The sequence below is a fragment of the Sinomonas sp. RB5 genome, assembly GCF_054063535.1.
In genome coordinates, this window is the sequence record NZ_JBSSGJ010000001.1 from 168,417 (window position 1) to 184,903 (window position 16,487).

The window sequence follows — 16,487 nt, forward strand, 5'->3', positions numbered from 1 at the left end:
TCCCACGCTAGAACGGTGGCGGTGGGTCGCTCTCGGGGTAGGTGATGTAGCGCCGGCCGGCTGGGGAGGTCCATTCGATCGTCCCTGGAGGTGCCGCGGAGCGCTGCGCGGGCGATGTCGGTGAGCCGTGCGAGGGGGCCGCTGGGCCAGCCTGCGGGCGCCCGATCTGCCGAGCCCTCCAGTGGCCCTCGCTCTTGAGCCGATGGTGCTCCCGACACAGGAGGGCGAGGTTCCCTGTGCTGGTCTCGCCGCCGCTCGCCCAAGCCGTGGTGTGGTCGGCTTCCGTCGCTGTCGACGGCCTGTCGCATCCGGGGAACCGGCACACCACGTTCCGGGCGCTGAGCTGCCGGCGCATCGCAGCGCTCGGTCTGTAGCGTGTGCGGCCGAGCGCAAGGGGCGCGCCGGTCCCGGGGTCGACCCACAGTCGGGTCCACGTGGCCGCCTGCGAGGCCAGGAGGCGGGCTGCGTCCGGATCGAGGGGCCCGTAGCCGAGGATCTCTCCGGGAGCGCTCCCGGAGCCCTCAAGGGTGCCCAGCGGGACCGTGGCGATGATCTGGGCGCGGGGCCCCGCCGCGGGCCGCCCGTCAGCGGTGAGGGCAGCGGTGAGGAGGTCCGCGAACACGTCGGCCCGGAGCTGGGGGAGCGTGCGGCCCTCCGAGGCGCTCTGCAGGGAACGCGCCATGCTCTCCAGGCGGGTGTCGATCGCAGCGGCGTCCTCGAGCGGCAGATAGGCCGTGAGCCAGCACATCGCGTCGCCGGCGGGCTCGATGTCCACGCGGCGGTGCTCACGGGCCTTGGCCCTGCGGAGGGCAAGCGGCTCGACGGCGTGCCGCTCGGCCACCCGCCGGAGCTGCCGCCCAAGAGCTCCCGGGCTCAGCAGTCGATCGGCGTCGAGGCTGCCGTCGGGGCCGGTGGGGACTGCGACGGCGACAGCCTCCGCGACGAAGGCCGCCAGGCGTTCCGGCGGAATCGGCGTTGCGGCGTCAAGGACCGTCCGGACGCGGCGCTGCGGGAGGAGCCCTGCGTGCATGGCATCGACCAGGGGGCGCCAGGCGGGCCGGGAGAGTTCGAGAGCCTCGGTGACCATGCCCTTTGCCGTGCGTGCTGAGAGGTTCAGGGCGGCCGCGACCTCGGACGCGGCAAGAGAGGCGGCGCCGAGGCGGCGGAAGGGATCGTCCGACGAGCCGCCGACCGCCCGCGCGAGCGAGGCGAGCGTCAGGAGGCGTTCGGCGGCTCGTGAGGCGTTCTCGCGGTCGAGTCGCTCCAGACGGGCGATCAGGACCTGCGCGGCCTCTGCCCCGATATCCGCCACGATCGCGGCGGGGGAGGGGAGGCCGACGTCGGGGAGGGCGTGCTGGGCCGTGGGCCCGCGGTGCCCGGCCTCCGGCTGCTCGCCCGCCGCCGCGCCGGCTTCGGCCTCGGCTTCGGCATCGGCGGCAATGATGTCCAGCAGTTCGGGATCGGGCCCGGGTCGCCGAAGTGGCCGCGTCGAAGGATCGTCGCGACGTTCCCAGGCGCTGAGCAGCCACGGCGAGGGCTTTACCGGGCCTCCCGCGGCGGCGTCGGCCTCGTCAGCCTCGCGAATCGCCTGGAGCTCGAGGGCTGCCCACCACGCGCCGCCCCCTTCGGCGGAGCCGGCGGACTCCTCGAACTCACGTCCGATGCTCATGGAACGATGCTAGGACGCACCTACGACACTTCTCGCTGGCCGTCGGTGCCCCCCCACAGGGCGCCTAGAACAGGGTCCTCAGCACCACGGCCACCGTGAACAGCCCGGCGTAGCCGAGGTTGATGAAGCCCGTCTGCTGGAGGACCGGGATGAGCCGGGGCCCCTTCTTCCCGCCGAGCATGAGCCACGACGGAGTGAGGCACGCCGGAACCAGCAGCAGCATGACCAGCATCCACGGGTTCCACGGCACCAGCAGGAGAGGCCCGAGGACCGCGATGCCGAGCATCCACACGTAGGCCCTGCGGGCCCTGTAGTCGCCCAGCCGCACGGCCAGGGTCCGCTTGCCCGCCAGCTCGTCCGTCGGGATGTCGCGCACGTTGTTGGCCATCAGGAGCCCGTCGGCGATCAGCCCTGTGCCGACGGCCCCGATCCACGAGGCCGCGCTGAGGGTGCCCGCCTGGGTGTACGTGGTGCCGAGCGTGGCCACGAGGCCGAAGAACACGAACACGAACACGTCGCCCAGCCCGAGGTAGCCGTACGGGTTCTTGCCCCCGGTGTAGCCCCAGGCCGCCGCGACGCATCCGACGCCGACGAGCAGCAGCCACCACGTCTGCGAGACCACCACGAGGGCGAGCCCGCACAGCATGGCCGCCCCGAACGCGATGAAGGCGGCGCGCTTGACCTGGGCGGGCGCGGCGGCCTTGGAGCCCGTGAGCCGGAAAGGTCCCACGCGGTCGTCGTCGGTGCCGCGGATCCCGTCGGAGTAGTCGTTGGCGTAGTTCACGCCGACCTGGAGCAGCACCGCGACGAGCGCGGCCAGCACGGCATTGACCGGCTTGAACGCTCCGAGCCCGTAGGCGGCCGCGGTGCCGATCACCACGGGCGCGACGGCCATGGGCAGGGTGCGCGGCCGGGAGCCGGAGATCCATTGGGCGGGTGTTGCCACGTGCTGATTCCTCTGAAGCTGGTCGGTGGGTGGAGGCTGATGGATGACGCCGGCTGCCGGCGCCCCGGGCTAGCGCCTGCGGTGCCTGGCGGCCAGGAGCTCGGTGAGGGCCCTGCGGTCGGGCTTGCCGTTGGGCAGGAGCGGGAGCGCCTCAAGCGCCAGCCAGGACTTGGGCGCGAGCCTGCCGAGCCGCTCTGCGGCCGCGGCCCGGACGTCCTCCGGCACCGTGCCTTCGCCCGGCTCTTCCCGATCCTCCGGACCGTTCCGATCCTCCGGCACCGCGAGCACGACGGCCGCCACCAGCGCCTGCCCCCACTCCGGGTCGTCGACGCCGGCCACGAACGCCTCGCGCACTCCCGGCAGGCCCTCGACTGCTGCCGCCACCCGAGCGGCGGAGGCCTTGACGCCGCCGGTGATGACGACGTCGTCCGCCCGCCCCAGGATCCTCAGGCGGCCGTCGGGCCCGAACTCGCCCACGTCGGAGCTCAGGTACCACCGGCGGCCGTCACCGTCGGTGCGGAAATGCTCGGCCGTGCGCTCCGGATCGCCCACGTACCCGGCGGCCACGACCTCGCCGCCGAGCCACACCCGGCCGTCCACGAGTTCCACCTCGACGCCGTCCAGCGGCACGCCGTCGTACACGCAACCGCCGCAGGTCTCGGCCGAGCCGTAGGTCGTCACGACGTGCACCCCGGCCCCGCGGGCCCGTTCCAGGAGGTCGGGGGGCATGGCGGCGCCGCCCAGGAGCACGGCGTTGAAGCGGTTCAGGGCAGCGAGCACGCGGGGAGAGCCGTCGTCGAGCAGGCGGCGCAGCTGGGTCGGCACGAGGGAGGTGAGGCGGATCGGATCGGTGAGGGCCTCCGCCGCGTCGGCGAAGGCCTCCGGCGTGAACCCGGCCGTGAGGTCCATGGCCCACGGTCGCGTCCCCGCGAACAGGGACCGGACGAGGACCTGCACGCCTGCGACGTAGTCGAGGGGCAGCGCGAGCAGCCATTGCCCCTCGCCCCTGAGCCTCATCGCCGTGGCAGCCGAGGACGCCGCGAGGGCGTCGACGGTGAGGGCGGTGGCCTTCGGCTGCCCGGTCGAGCCCGACGTGCGCACCACCACCGCCGTGCCCTCGGGCAGCGCCGACCCGTCGGCGCGCGCGGCCTGGCCCGAGCCGCCGGGCCCGAACTCGACTGCTGGGCCCTCGCCCGCGAGCGCGGCGGCGAGGGCTGAGAGCACGGGGTCCAGGTTCACGGTGTGGGTGCGCCTCTCGTTGAAGGGTCAGGTCCGCCGGGTCGAGGAGTCACCTCCGCCGGGCTGAGGAGTCAGAAGTAGTACGGGAAGCTCGACCAGTCGGGGTCGCGCTTCTGCAGGAACGCGTCCCGCCCCTCCACGGCCTCGTCCGTCATGTACGCAAGCCGCGTGGCCTCGCCCGCGAACACCTGCTGGCCCGCGAGGCCGTCGTCGGCGAGGTTGAACGCGAACTTGAGCATCCGGACGGCCTGGGGCGACTGGCGCGCGATGTCCGCCGCGTACTCGAGCGCGACCTCCTCGAGGCGGGCGTGCTCCACCGCCTCGTTCACCGCGCCCATCGCGACCATGTCCTCCGCCGAGTACTCGCGGGCGAGGAAGAAGATCTCCCGGGCCCGCTTCTGCCCGATCTGGCGCGCCAGCAGCGCCGAGCCGTACCCGGCGTCGAACGAGCCGACGGTCGCGTCAGTCTGCTTGAACTTCCCGTGCTCGCGCGAGGCGATCGTGAGGTCGGAGACGACGTGGAGCGAGTGGCCGCCGCCGGCAGCCCAGCCGTTGACCACCGCGATGACCACCTTGGGCATGGTCCGCATGAGCCGCTGCACCTCGAGGATGTGGAGGCGTCCCGCGCGGGCCGGGTCGATCGTCTCGGCCGTCTCGCCGGAGGCGTACTGGTAGCCGGCGCGCCCGCGGATGCGCTGGTCGCCACCCGAGCAGAACGCATGGCCGCCGTCCTTGGGGGAGGGGCCGTTGCCGGTGAGGAGCACGGTGGCGACGTCGGGGGTCATGCGGGCGTGGTCCATGGCGCGGTAGAGCTCGTCCACCGTGCCGGGCCGGAACGCGTTGCGGACCTCGGGCCGGTTGAACGCGATCCGCACCGTGGGCAGGTCGCGGACGACGGCGCCCCTCGAGTCCCGCTCGACCTGCCGGTGGTAGGTCAGATCCTCGAAATCGAAACCCTCGACCGCGCGCCAGCGCGTGGGGTCGAAGACGTCAGAGACCTTCTCGGGCAGGGCGGGCTGCTCATTCGCGGAACTGGTGGTCACGTGAAGGGAGTCTAGTCGGCGCCGCGAGAAGGGGAGCCCCGAGGGGCGGGCAGGGGCTGCGCCGAGACGCCTCGGGGCCCCCGAGGTCTAGGCCGCGGGCGATCCCGCGGCCGGCCCCACCGAAGCCCGCTCGACGAGGTGGGCCCTCAGCGGCAGCTGTTCCGCAGGAACGCGGTGGCCGAGCCGACGCAGCAACGCCCGGGCTGCTTCCCGTCCCATGTCGTAGACCGGCTGTGACACGACGGTCAGAGGCGGCTCCACCAGCTCGGTCCACGGAAAGTCGTCGTAGGCGACCACCGAGATGTCCTGGGGCACCCGAAGCCCCCGGCGCTTGATCTGGCCGAGCACGCCCAGGGCAATCCGGCTGTCCGAGCAGACGACGGCGGTCGCCGGCCCAGGGCGGTCGAGCAGGTCCGCGCAGGCGGCGGCGAGCGCGTCATCGGATGCGGCATTGAGCTTCACCAGGCTCCGGTCCCACTCCGCCCCGGCCTCTCTGAACGCCCGCTCGATTCCGCCCACGCGGTCGGCGACAGGGGAGAGGCCGAGATCCGTACCCTGTTCGTACGGTTCCTCCACGCGGAGGCTCGAGACGTAGCCGATCCGACGGTGCCCAGCGTCCAGCAGCAGCCGCCCCACCTGGAGGGCCGCTTCCGCGAAGTCGACGCGGACGGTGTCGAGGGCCCATCCGCGGACGCCGCGGTCGAACAGGACGACAGTGCGGTTGTGGTCGTGCGCAGACTCCAGGTGGGCGGCCTCGGTGCTTGAGCAGGGTGCGACGATGAGGCCGGCCACCCGCTGCTGCAGCAGTTCTTGGACGGCGCCGACCTCGGCAGTCAGGTCTTCGTCCGTGTTCACGAGGACCACCGTGTACCCAGCCTCCCGCACCTCGTCGGAAATTCCGCGAAGCGCCAGCCCGAAGTGGGCGTTCTCGATGTCCCCGACCACGACCCCAATCGAGTTGGACCGCCCCGTGGTCATGCTCCGGGCGAGCTGGTTGGGCCTGTACCCGAGCTCCTCGGCCGCCGAGACCACGACGGAGAGCACCTGCTCGCTGACTGCCCCGTAGCCGCCGAGCGCCCTCGCAGCCTGCGCCTTGGACACTCCCGCGGCCCGCGCCACATCGGCGACCGTTGCCTCGCGGACCCCTTGCTCTCGTTTCGTCACATGCCCATCCCATCGGGAAAAAGAGATTGACGCCACACGGTGGCGTAAGTACAGTCACATCATCCCCGAAGTTGAGACCGGTCTCAACCTCCTTGACTGAGACCGGTCTCACTACCAGAACGGAAGTCCCCTCATGCGGAGCATCAAAGCAGCGGCACTGGCGGCAGCGGCCGCACTCGCCCTCTCCCTGTCGGCCTGCGGCGGCTCGAGCAGCGCGTCATCCACGGCTGCGGCGTCAAACCCCTACGGCCTCATCACCCCCGGGCAGTTCCGTGTCGCGAGCGTCGGCGACTCCAAGCCCTACACGTTCACTGACTCGTCCGGGAAGTTCACCGGCTTCGACGTCGAGCTCTTCACTGACGTCGCGCACCGGGCCGGCATCGACAATGTCGTCTTCACCGGCCAGGACTTCTCCGCGATCCTTCCCGCCGTCGCGAACGGGCAATTCGACGTCGGCGTCGCCGCCATCGGCATCACGGACAAGCGCAAGCAGACTGTCGACTTCTCTGACGGCTACCTCGCCGGATACCTCACCGTGCTCACGACGAAGGCGTCGGGAGTCACGAGTGCCGATGCCATCAAGGGCAAGCGTCTCGGTGTCGTGCAGGGCACCCTGCAGGAGACCTACGCCATGAAGAACTTCCCCGACTCGAACCTCGTCCGCTTCCCGGACAACAACGCCGCGGTCTCGGCCCTCAACTCGGGCACGATCGACGCCCACTTCCTCGACTACGAGGCTGCCAAGGACTACGTCTCGAAGTTCGGTCTCGTCGACGCGGCCGACATTCCGTCCTTCGACGCCCCTGCAGGCTTCGCCATTGCCAAGAACAAGCCTGCCCTCAAGGACGCGCTGAACAAGGCGCTCAAGGCTGCGATGGCCGACGGCACATGGAAGCGCCTCTACCAGAAGTGGTTCCCGGGTTCGCCCATGCCGAAGCAGTACCTGCCCGCTTCCGACCAGTAACCGAGCAGAAAGCACCACGATGGATCTGTTCGACACCCTCGCCAAGACCTTCTTCGACTTCCAGGCGATGGCCGATGTCCTGCCCCAGCTGCTGCAGGTCGGCCTCGTGAACACCCTCGTCATATCGATCGCGGCCACCGTTATTGGCTGCATCGCCGGGATGCTCGTCGCCCTCATGGGCATCTCGCCCTCGGCCTGGCTGCGATGGCCCGCCCGTGTCTACACCGACCTGTTCCGCGGACTCCCGGCCATCCTGACCATCCTCCTCATCGGCCAGGGCTTCGCGCGTCTGAGCCAGCAGATCTTCGGGCCCAGCCCCTACCCGCTCGGCATCATCGCGCTGAGCCTCATCTCGGGCGCGTATATCGGGGAGATCTTCCGGGCCGGCATCCAAGCTGTCGACAAGGGCCAGCTTGAGGCCTGCCGCGCCCTCGGGATGGGCTACGGGCCGGCCATGCGCCTGGTGGTCGTGCCCCAAGGTGTTCGACGCGTGCTCCCCGCGCTCGTCAACCAGTTCATCTCGATCGTCAAGGACTCCAGCCTCGTCTACTTCCTGGGGCTGCTTGTCTCCGAACGCGAGCTCTTCCGCGTCGGCCAGGACGCCGCGGTCCTGAGCGGGAACCTCTCCCCGCTGGTCCTCGCAGGGCTCTTCTACCTCATCGTCACCGTCCCGCTCACCCACCTGGTGAACTTCATCGACCAGCGTTTCCGCACCGGGCGGCGCAAAGCTGTCGCGCCCATCTCCGGACTCCGAGAAGTCGCCGAGCTCGAGACGGTCGGCGCTCCAGCAGAGGATGCACGCCCATGACCATCCCCGCGGCAGCCCGCCCATGGACCAGGGACACCACCATGAACACCGAAGCATCGCCATCGCCTGCCACACCATCGGCTCCCGTGGCCCCCGCCTACAGGGGCGCCGGGCTCGACCTCCGGGACCTCACCCTCGCCTATGGGGAGGTGGACGTGGTCCGCAGCATCAGCCTCCGAGTCGAGCCCGGAACGACGACCTGCGTGATCGGGCCATCGGGCTCGGGCAAGTCGACGCTCCTGCGCGGCATCAACCGGTTGCATGAGCCGAAGTCGGGGGATGTGCTCCTCGATGGAGCCTCGACCCTCGGCCAGCACCCGGACCAGTTGCGCCGGAAGATCGGCATGGTCTTCCAGCACTTCAACCTCTTTCCGGACCACAGCGCTCTCGAGAACGTGGCGCTCTCGCCGTGGAAGGTCAAGCGTCTTTCGAAGAAGGAGGCCATCGATCTGGCGAGGGCACGTCTGGACGAAGTGGGGCTGCGGGACCGGGCGGACCACAGGCCCAAAGACCTTTCCGGCGGACAGCAGCAGCGGGTCGCGATCGCCCGTGCGCTCGCGATGGAACCCCAGGTCATGCTCTTCGACGAGGCGACGTCCGCGCTTGACCCCGAACTCGTCAACGGGGTGCTCAATCTCATGGCAAGCCTTAGCAGGCGCGGCATGACGATGGTCGTCGTGACGCACGAGATGGGGTTCGCGCGGAGGGCCGCGAATCAGGTGGTCTTCATGGATGAGGGGCAGGTCGTCGAGACCGGCACTCCGGAGGACATCTTCGACCGCCCCCGCTCGGCCCGTCTGCAGCGTTTCCTCTCGGAGGTGCTGTGATGGGACAGGTCGGCCCGAGGAGCCCGATCAGAACGGCGATCGTCGGCTTCGGCGTCTCCGGCGGGGTGTTCCACGGCCCCCTCCTCGCGGCCAATCCGGACTTCAGCGTGGACGCCGTCGTGACCGGAAACCCGGCCAGGACGGTGTCCGCCCGCCGGCGCTTCCCGAGGGCCCTCATCGTGCCGGATTACGCCGGGCTCCTCAGGAGCATCGACGACGGCAGTCTGGAGCTCGATCTCGTGGTCCTCGGTACTCCGCCTGCGCTCCACCGGGACCAGGTGATCGCCGCCGTCGGCCGCGGCTTCCACGTCGTGGTCGACAAGCCCTTCGCACCGTCGGTCGAGGACGCCCAAGCGATGATCGACGCCGCGGCCGCCGCCGGCGTCGTCCTGACGGTGTTCCAGAACCGGCGCTGGGACGGGGATTTCCTGACGGTCGCCGACCTCGTCGGTTCGGGCAGGCTCGGCGAGGTCCATACGTTCGAGTCCCGCTTCGAATGGTGGCGTCCCGAAGGCTTCGGCAACTGGCGCGACGCCGCCGGGATCGATGAGGGCGGCGGTCTGCTCACTGACCTCGGCAGCCACCTCATCGACCAGGCGCTCCGGCTCTTCGGCCCCGTCGACACGGCGAGGGCGGACCTCAGAAGGCATTCCTCGGGGGCAGGGGGCGACGAGGACAGCTTCACAGAACTGCGGCACGCCTCCGGCGTCGTGAGCCGCCTCTGGATGAACGGCGTCGCCCCGGCGCAGGGCCCGCGGTTCCACGTCCTCGGTAGCCGGGCCGGGTTCACATCATGGGGCCTGGACGGTCAGGAAGCCGCGCTCGCAGCCGGAGGGGACCCCGCCCGGCACGGCTACGGCGCTGTCCCATCAAGGGAACCCGCCCGGCTCTCGGACGGCACCACGACCGTCGACGTAGGCCTCGCCCCCGGCGACTACCCCGCCTTCTACCGCCTGCTCGCCGACGCCCTGCATCGCGGCGCACCCCCACCCGTCGAACCGACCGAAGCCCTCCAGACCCTGCGGATCATCCGGGGCCTGCATGCAGGCACTCCCGTCCGCTCGCTCGCACACATCTGAGACACCAGAGGAAGAACGACATGCCCGAGAACCAGAACTCCCGCCACATCGCAGTCATCGGCGGCGGCGTCATCGGCGTCTCCGCCGCGGTCCACCTGCTCCGCTCCGGTGCGGCCGTCACCCTGGTCACCGAGGGGGCGCTCGCCTCCGGCGCCTCGGGCCGCTCGCTCTCCTGGCTCAACTCGGCCGGGACCAGGAGCGTCGAGTACCACGCGCTGCGCATGGCGGGCATCGACCGCTACCGCACCCTCTTCGCCCAGGATCCCTCCCGTGAATGGCTCCAGTTCGGCGGCGGGGTCTTCTGGGACAGCGACGGCGACGGGGCCTCAGCCGCCGCGCGGCACCAGTACGAGCGTTCCCACGCCTACGACTCGCACCTCGTGGGGCCGGACACCATCGGCGACGTCACCCCGGGTCTCAATGCCGAGGCGCTCGCCGAGACCTCCGTCTACAACCCCGGGGAGGGCTGGGTGAGCCTTCCGCACCTCATCGATCACCTCATGGCCGAGTTCACGCGCCGCGGCGGCGTCCTCCAGGCCCAGGCAGGTCCGGCCGAGGTGATCATCGAGGACGGCCGCGCCGCCGGCGTGGCGGCGCCGGCCCTCGGCACCGTCCGAGCGGACGCCGTAGTCGTCGCCTGCGGTGCGCACACCCCGGACGTCGTGGCTCCACTCGGGGTGCAGATCGACAACGGCTCGCCCGTCTCGATGCTCGTCGTCACTGAACCCTTCGACCACGGCGTCCGGGCCGTCCTCAACACGCCCCGGGCCGCAATCCGTCCCAACCCGGGCAGCACCATCGCGATCGACCACGATTGGTACGAGGAGCACATTGTCCGCGACGCCGCCGGGGAGTATTCCATTCCCGAGCCCGTGGTCGACGAACTGCTCGAGGAGGCCTCGCGGCTGCTCGTGGGGACTCCGAAGCTGAAGGCAGGATCGTGGAAGCTGGGACTCAAGCCGATCCCCGGCGACGGCGAGCCCGTCTTCGGGGAGCTTCGGAAGATCCCGGGGTGCTACACGGCATTCACCCACTCCGGGGCCACACTGGCCCTCATCGCCGGCGAACTGATTGCCAGCGAGCTCATCACCGGCCGGCCACATCCGATGCTGGCAACGTTCAGGCCCGAGCGGTTCGACGCCTGACGCCGCCCGCAGGCCTTTCCGCCCGGTCCAGATGAGTGGAGAGGCTTGCACTCGCGGGCCGGGGTGGCATAGGAAGACTCCATGGCGGCTCAGGCAGGCAAGCTCGTGGTGGTCGGCGCCGGCGCGGTGGGGAGCTCGGTGGCCTATGCGGCCCTCATCCGCGGCTCGGCGCGCGAGGTGGTCCTCTACGACATCGACCAGGCGAAGGTCGAGGCCGAGGTCCTCGACCTCGCCCACGGGACCCAGTTCACCGGAGCCTCGAGCATCACCGGCGGGACGGACCTGGCGCTCGCGGCGGGAGCGGACATCGTGGTGATCACCGCGGGAGCGAAGCAGCGGCCCGGCCAGACCCGGCTCGAGCTCGCCGGGACGAACGCCCGCATCCTCGAGAACCTCATGCCGCGGCTCACCGAGCAGGCGCCCGAGGCCGTCTACGTCCTCGTCACGAACCCGTGCGACGTGCTCACGGTCATCGCGCAGCGGATCTCCGGCCTCCCTGCCGGCCGCGTGTTCGCCTCCGGTACGGTGCTGGACACCTCCCGCCTGCGCTGGCTCCTCGGCGAGCGCATCGGGGTCTCCCGCTCGTCCGTGCACGCCTACATCGTCGGCGAGCACGGCGACACGGAATTCCCCCTCTGGGCCTGCGCGACCATCGGCGGCGTCCCCCTGCGGGATTGGAGGGCCGACGACGGCTCCCTGGCCTTCACTCCCGAATCCCTCGAGGCGCTCGCACACAACGTCCGCACGGCCGCGTACCGGGTGATTGAGGGCAAGGGCGCCACGAACTACGCCATCGGGCTCTCCGCGGCCCGCATCGTCGAAGCGGTCCTGGGCCGCGAGGACGCCGTGCTGCCGGTCTCCTCGGTGCTGTACGGCCAGTACGGCCTCCACGGGGTGGCGCTGAGCCTGCCCTCGGTGGTGGGCGCGGGCGGTGTGCGGCGCGTCCTCGAGGTCCCGATGGACGACGGCGAGCTGGCGCGGCTCGGGCGCTCGGCCGAGGCGCTGCGGGCCTCGGCACAGTCGCTCGGGTACTAGCCACCAGGGAGCCGGGACGGGAAGACCCCGCCCGGGCCGCTCACGTGATGCAGAACTCGTTCCCCTCCGGATCGGCCATGGTGTACCACCCATGGGGGCCCTCGTGGCCCTCCCACAGGAACCTGGCCCCCCGGGCCTCGAGCCGGGCCCGGACCTCGTCCTTGTCGTCGCCGCGGAGGCGCACGTCCCAGTGCACCCGGTTCTTGACGGTCTTGTCCTCGGGGACGGCCTGGAACAGGAACCGCTGCCGGCCCCGGTCCCCGACCTGGTCGGGCGGGCAGATGGCCTGCGCGGACGCCCACACGAGGACGCCGTGGTGCGTCGTCGTCTCGGCCTCGGTCGCGTAGCCCTCGGCGATCATGCGCCGGATGAAGTCCTCGTCGCTGGGCTCGACCGTCCAGCCGAGGGTCTCGGCCCACCAGTCCGCCTGGGCATGCGGGTCTCGGCTGTCGATGACCACTTGGAAGGAGTAAGCCATGGCCCCACGCTAGGCAGCGCCGTCCTGGCGCGGAAGGGCCAGCGAGGCTCGAAGAGGACAGAACGTGTCCGCTGCTGCCCGGCGCCCCTCGGGGCGAATTCCTCTAGGCCGCGCTGTGGGTGGCCGTCACGCTGGAAGCCCAGCGGTGAGGAGGGCACCATGTCAGGAACGCGAGGCGCGAGGCGGGTCCTCTCCCACGGGCGGCGTGGAGCACGCCGCCTGAGCCGTCTGGCCGTGGCCGCGGCGATGGTGGTCCTTGCTGCCGCCGGATGCTCCTCCGGCGCGTCCGCACCGCCGGCCGCGCCGACGGCCAGCCAGTCGCCGGCAGCGGGGGCGCCCGCGGGCCAGCCGACCAAAGTCTTCACCGATGACGAGCTCATGGCGATCGTCAACGCGGTGACGGTGCGCCCCTACGGCGCCTCCGACTCGCGCAGCTTCCGGATCGGTGCCACGGCCAACGCCTGGCCGTCGATCACGTCCACGGCGACTCCCGCCGAGTGCCAGCCCTTCGCGACCAAGAACCCGTTCGATATCGCCCGCGACGCGAACGTGGCCTTCGCCCAGGGCGCGATGCCGGCGTTCGGCGGCTCCGACGCCACGGCGTCGGCCGGTTCCGGAGGGCCGACGACGACCGCGATCGTGATCGTCAGGAGTGCGCCCGGGGACGCGCTCGCCTCCTCCGACTTCCACTACACGGACAGCATCGCCTCCCACTGCAGCCAGTTCAGTCTGAAGATCGACCAGGGGAGCACTGCCTCCTCCTACAGCCTCCGGATGCTCCCCGCCCCGAAGGTGGGGGAGCGGGCCTTCGCGGTGCTCCAGAAGACCTCGCCCGGCGGACCGGGCGACCTGGGCGGGACGGCCCTCCACGTGCTGGCGGGCACCCTGTCGATCTCCCTCTCGCTCAGCGTCGCGCAGGACGCCGACGCCCAGCCCGCGCTGGACGCCCTGGCCGGGATCGCCCGGAAGATCATCGACCAGGCCGCCAACCACCCGCCCACCGTGCGCACCCCGGCGCCGAACTCCCGGACGCCGGAGCAGCTGGCCGCCCTGATCCGGGGCGTGCCCGGCCCTGACGGGAGCGCGCCGCTGGTCAACGCTCAGCTCGTCCCGGCGCCGGCCACCTCCTCCGCGCGCCCCACCGAGCCGGCGTGCACCTACGATGACGCCGCGTACCTCGGCGCCCTCGCAGGTTCCTCGATGGTCCAGGCGCAGTACTCGGGCAGCCCGGCCCAGAAGTCGTTCATCACCCTGCTCGCCGTCAGCATGGCCGGGTCCGTCGCGCAGCCCTATCCCTTCGACGCGCGGGCCCAGGCGCTGCGGACCTGCCGGTCGGTCACGGAGAACGTCATGGGGGTCTCCCAGACCCGCTCCTGGTCCTCGCTCAGGCCGCTGGCCTCAGTGCCCCGGGGGGACGCCGGCTACGCGGTGGTCTACGAGCTCCCGGACGGCACCGGCGAGAGGCACATCGCGGTCGGCGCGCGGCGGGGGACGCTGTCCGTCGAGGCGAACGACATCCGCAGGACGGACGCCGAGGTGCAGCCGGCGGCCGAGGCTCTGGTGGCACTCGTCGACCAGGTCTTCAGCAAGGCCGGCCTGTAGGGACGGACGTCCCCGGGCCCGAGGGCGCCCTTGACACCCCGTCCGCCGCCCGGGAGGCTGGGGGCATGCTCCGCTGATTCCCGACCCAGCCCCCATCCGCCCGGGCACACCCGCGCCCGCGAGCCGCGAAGCGAGACAGCGATGCATGCACCCCTCAGCCGGTTCCAGAACAGCCGCCCCGAACTGCGTGCCGGCCCCGGGACAGTCCGGCGCTCGGCGGTCCACCTTTCGCTCAGCGGCGTGAGCCACGGATACGGAGACCGGCTCCTCCTCGACCGCGTGGACCTCACCGTCACGGACGGCGAGCGCATCGCCGTGGTGGGCGAGAACGGCGCGGGCAAGTCCACCCTCCTGCGGCTCATGGCAGGCCAGGAGCAGCCCGAGGCCGGAACGGTCGCGATCCACGGCCGGGCCTCCCGCCTCGCCCAGACGCAGGATTCCGCCGCGCGGGTGGGCGCCCTCCTGGCCGAGGCGGCGGCGGGGGCTGCGCAGGCGGAGCCGGGCGCCGACCCCAGCGCCGAGGAGGCCGACCTCGATGAGGCGGCGAACGCCGTCGTGCGCGCCGAGGTGTCCCTCGCGATCGCCCTCGAGCGCCTCGGGGTGGGCCACCTCGCGCGGACGGGGGAGGACCGCACGCTGGGAAGCCTCTCCGGCGGGGAGGCTGAGCGGATCGCGCTGGCCCTCGCGCTCGCGGACCCGGCCCCGATCCTGCTCCTCGACGAGCCCACGAACCACCTCGACGCCGAGGCGCTCGCCTGGCTCGAGGCCGAGATCGCCGCGCGCCCCGGGATCGTGGTCGCCGTGTCCCACGACCGGGACTTCCTCGACCGCTTTGCCCGCGTGATCGTCGAGGTCGACGCCGACACCCGGTCGGTGCGCCGGTACGGCAACGGGTACGCGGGGTACCGCGCGGAGAAGGCCCGGGAGCGGCGCGAGTGGGAGCGCGCCTACGCCGCCTGGGTCGCGGCGAAGGAGCACGAGCGGGGCAAGGCCGCCGCGGTGGCGGACAGGGTCGCCTACGGCCGCAGGACCGACAACGACAAGTCCGGCTACAACTACTTCGGCCAGCGGGTCTCCGCCGCGATCGAGAGCCAGGTGCGCTCCGCCCGCGAGCGGCTGCGCCGGCTCGAGGCGGCGGCGGTCCTCCCTCCGCCGCGGCCCCTGCACCTCGCCTCGGCCTTCACGGCCGACGCCGGGGCCTCCATCACGCTGTCCGGCGCCGCAGTGCCGGGCCGGCTCGCGCCGCTCGACCTGGCCCTCGCCCCGGGCGAGCGGCTCCTGGTCACCGGCCCGAACGGCGCCGGGAAGTCGACCCTGCTCGGGGTGCTCGCCGGACTCGTGCCCTGCACGGGCGAGGCCTCGGTCGCCCGGGCCCCGGGCGGCGCCGGGGGGCCGGCCGCGGTGTCCCTCCTGCCCCAGGAGATCCCGCCCCCGCCGGACCCGCAGACGCGGCTCCTCGCGGCCTACGCCGCGGGGCTGCACGGCGACCTCGACGACCACGCCGAGGCCCTCATGCACACCGGACTGTTCCGGGTGGGGGACTTCTTCGTGCCCGTGGGCTCGCTCTCGGCCGGGCAGTACCGCCGGCTCGCCCTCGCGAGGATCCTCGCGGGACGCCCGGAACTGCTGCTGCTCGACGAGCCGACCAACCACCTCGCGCCGCTGCTCGTCGACGAGCTCGAGGAGGCCCTGGCCGGGTACCGCGGCACCCTCGTGATCGCGAGCCACGACCGCGCCCTGTCCCGGTGGTTCGGCGGTCTCGGCGGCCCGGCGGGGCCCGGCCGGCGGCTGGCGATCAGCCGTTCTGGGCCAGGTTCACCCGGAACTCGACCTTCGCGTGGTCCTCGACCTTGACGAAGCCGAGGTTCGGCGGGTCGATCCCGAAGTCCCTCACCGCGATCGGGATGGAGCCGGCGGCGGCGATGCGGTCGCCGTCGCGCACCACCTTCACATCCGCGCTCACGCTACGGGTCTCGCCCGCGAGGGAGAGCGTGCCGGGCACGATCACGTCCACGGGCTGGCCGCCCAGGTCCGGAAGGGCCACGGGCGCCCCCAGCGTGAACGTGGCCTGCGGGTACTTGCCCGCGGAGATCACGGTGAAGCGGAAGTAGTTGTCACGGCCGGTGTTGTCGGTGGCGATGCTGCCGGCATCCACGGTGATGGTCCCTGCGGTGAGCTTTCCGCCGGCCACCGACGCCGACCCGGTCACCTTGTCCGTGCGGCCCACGACCGCGAGCGCCTTGCCGTTGAGCACCTCGTTGACCGTGTACCCGGCCTGCGAGCCCGGGGCCACGCTCCAGGTGCCGTTGTCCGCCGAGGCGGGGCGCGGCGTCGTGCTGGCCGCGGGTCCGGTCGCCGCCGCGATGCTGAACGGGTCCTGCGTCGCCGGCCTGACCGCTGCGTACACGAGCGGGCCGCCGACCACCACGGCGGCGATCAGCGCCACGACGATGACGAGGGGGATCAGGAGTCTGCGTCTGTCCATAGT

Annotated in this window: 15 protein-coding genes; 8 read left to right on the forward strand and 7 right to left on the reverse strand. The window is 71.8% G+C overall.

Features of this window, described 5'->3' with window-relative positions; genetic code table 11:
- Positions 1-7: 7 nt before the first annotated feature.
- The 5 genes from ACVWWH_RS00820 to ACVWWH_RS00840 form a co-directional block, all read right to left on the reverse strand.
- A complete protein-coding gene (locus ACVWWH_RS00820) occupies positions 8-1,669 on the reverse strand; it encodes a DUF222 domain-containing protein (protein WP_457315275.1) in 1,662 nt (553 codons plus the stop codon).
- 64 nt (positions 1,670-1,733) lie between these two features.
- Positions 1,734-2,615 carry a 1,4-dihydroxy-2-naphthoate polyprenyltransferase gene (locus ACVWWH_RS00825; protein WP_066499986.1) on the reverse strand — a complete coding sequence of 294 codons (882 nt, stop codon included), beginning with the start codon at positions 2,613-2,615 and terminating at the stop codon, positions 1,734-1,736.
- A gap of 69 nt (positions 2,616-2,684) precedes the next feature.
- Positions 2,685-3,854 carry an AMP-binding protein gene (locus ACVWWH_RS00830; protein WP_457315276.1) on the reverse strand — a complete coding sequence of 390 codons (1,170 nt, stop codon included), beginning with the start codon at positions 3,852-3,854 and terminating at the stop codon, positions 2,685-2,687.
- Between the two features lie 71 nt (positions 3,855-3,925).
- Positions 3,926-4,897: a 1,4-dihydroxy-2-naphthoyl-CoA synthase gene (locus tag ACVWWH_RS00835; protein WP_457315277.1), complete on the reverse strand. Its 972-nt coding sequence runs from the start codon at positions 4,895-4,897 to the stop codon at positions 3,926-3,928.
- A gap of 87 nt (positions 4,898-4,984) precedes the next feature.
- Positions 4,985-6,061 carry a LacI family DNA-binding transcriptional regulator gene (locus tag ACVWWH_RS00840; RefSeq protein WP_457315278.1) on the reverse strand — a complete coding sequence of 359 codons (1,077 nt, stop codon included), beginning with the start codon at positions 6,059-6,061 and terminating at the stop codon, positions 4,985-4,987.
- A gap of 133 nt (positions 6,062-6,194) precedes the next feature.
- Here ACVWWH_RS00840 and ACVWWH_RS00845 point away from each other — a divergent pair, with 133 nt between their 5' ends.
- The 6 genes from ACVWWH_RS00845 (at position 6,195) to ACVWWH_RS00870 (ending at position 11,919) form a co-directional block, all read left to right on the forward strand.
- The gene (locus tag ACVWWH_RS00845) at positions 6,195-7,025 is read left to right on the forward strand and encodes an ABC transporter substrate-binding protein (protein WP_066499973.1); all 831 of its coding nucleotides are present in this window, start codon (positions 6,195-6,197) and stop codon (positions 7,023-7,025) included.
- 19 nt (positions 7,026-7,044) lie between these two features.
- Entirely contained in the window at positions 7,045-7,833 is a 789-nt protein-coding gene (locus ACVWWH_RS00850; protein ID WP_457315279.1) for an amino acid ABC transporter permease, read from the forward strand.
- 41 nt (positions 7,834-7,874) lie between these two features.
- Positions 7,875-8,660 carry an amino acid ABC transporter ATP-binding protein gene (locus ACVWWH_RS00855; protein WP_066502708.1) on the forward strand — a complete coding sequence of 262 codons (786 nt, stop codon included), beginning with the start codon at positions 7,875-7,877 and terminating at the stop codon, positions 8,658-8,660.
- The gene (locus tag ACVWWH_RS00860) at positions 8,660-9,739 is read left to right on the forward strand and encodes a Gfo/Idh/MocA family protein (protein ID WP_066499970.1); all 1,080 of its coding nucleotides are present in this window, start codon (positions 8,660-8,662) and stop codon (positions 9,737-9,739) included. Before ACVWWH_RS00855 ends, ACVWWH_RS00860 begins: the two co-directional genes overlap by 1 nt.
- 20 nt (positions 9,740-9,759) lie before the next feature.
- Positions 9,760-10,884, forward strand: a complete 1,125-nt coding sequence (locus ACVWWH_RS00865; protein ID WP_066499969.1) for an NAD(P)/FAD-dependent oxidoreductase — start codon at positions 9,760-9,762, stop codon at positions 10,882-10,884.
- Between the two features lie 81 nt (positions 10,885-10,965).
- Positions 10,966-11,919, forward strand: coding sequence for an L-lactate dehydrogenase (locus ACVWWH_RS00870; protein ID WP_457315280.1), 954 nt, complete (start codon positions 10,966-10,968; stop codon positions 11,917-11,919).
- A 40-nt stretch (positions 11,920-11,959) separates the two neighbouring features.
- On the opposite strand, the gene ACVWWH_RS00875 is transcribed toward ACVWWH_RS00870, so the two are convergent.
- Positions 11,960-12,397, reverse strand: a complete 438-nt coding sequence (locus ACVWWH_RS00875) for a VOC family protein (RefSeq protein ID WP_457315281.1) — start codon at positions 12,395-12,397, stop codon at positions 11,960-11,962.
- Between the two features lie 159 nt (positions 12,398-12,556).
- Between ACVWWH_RS00875 and ACVWWH_RS00880 the strand changes: the two genes are divergently transcribed.
- Positions 12,557-13,999, forward strand: a complete 1,443-nt coding sequence (locus tag ACVWWH_RS00880; RefSeq protein WP_457315282.1) for a hypothetical protein — start codon at positions 12,557-12,559, stop codon at positions 13,997-13,999.
- A gap of 240 nt (positions 14,000-14,239) precedes the next feature.
- Positions 14,240-15,853 carry an ATP-binding cassette domain-containing protein gene (locus ACVWWH_RS00885; RefSeq protein ID WP_457315283.1) on the forward strand — a complete coding sequence of 538 codons (1,614 nt, stop codon included), beginning with the start codon at positions 14,240-14,242 and terminating at the stop codon, positions 15,851-15,853.
- On the opposite strand, the gene ACVWWH_RS00890 is transcribed toward ACVWWH_RS00885, so the two are convergent.
- Positions 15,795-16,484 (reverse strand): YceI family protein, encoded by a 690-nt coding sequence (locus tag ACVWWH_RS00890; protein ID WP_457315284.1) that lies wholly within the window; start codon positions 16,482-16,484, stop codon positions 15,795-15,797. The genes ACVWWH_RS00885 and ACVWWH_RS00890 overlap by 59 nt on opposite strands.
- Positions 16,485-16,487: the final 3 nt, after the last annotated feature.

Excerpts from the sequence above, each read along its gene's own strand:
- ACVWWH_RS00820 (WP_457315275.1), bottom strand. The coding sequence starts at position 1,669 with ATGAGCATCGGACGTGAGTTCGAGGAGTCCGCCGGCTCCGCCGAAGGG.
- ACVWWH_RS00855 (WP_066502708.1), top strand. The coding sequence starts at position 7,875 with ATGAACACCGAAGCATCGCCATCGCCTGCCACACCATCGGCTCCCGTG.
- ACVWWH_RS00870 (WP_457315280.1), top strand. The coding sequence starts at position 10,966 with ATGGCGGCTCAGGCAGGCAAGCTCGTGGTGGTCGGCGCCGGCGCGGTG.
- ACVWWH_RS00845 (WP_066499973.1), top strand. The coding sequence starts at position 6,195 with ATGCGGAGCATCAAAGCAGCGGCACTGGCGGCAGCGGCCGCACTCGCC.
- ACVWWH_RS00890 (WP_457315284.1), bottom strand. The coding sequence starts at position 16,484 with ATGGACAGACGCAGACTCCTGATCCCCCTCGTCATCGTCGTGGCGCTG.
- ACVWWH_RS00880 (WP_457315282.1), top strand. The coding sequence starts at position 12,557 with ATGTCAGGAACGCGAGGCGCGAGGCGGGTCCTCTCCCACGGGCGGCGT.
- ACVWWH_RS00865 (WP_066499969.1), top strand. The coding sequence starts at position 9,760 with ATGCCCGAGAACCAGAACTCCCGCCACATCGCAGTCATCGGCGGCGGC.
- ACVWWH_RS00850 (WP_457315279.1), top strand. The coding sequence starts at position 7,045 with ATGGATCTGTTCGACACCCTCGCCAAGACCTTCTTCGACTTCCAGGCG.
- ACVWWH_RS00875 (WP_457315281.1), bottom strand. The coding sequence starts at position 12,397 with ATGGCTTACTCCTTCCAAGTGGTCATCGACAGCCGAGACCCGCATGCC.
- ACVWWH_RS00860 (WP_066499970.1), top strand. The coding sequence starts at position 8,660 with ATGGGACAGGTCGGCCCGAGGAGCCCGATCAGAACGGCGATCGTCGGC.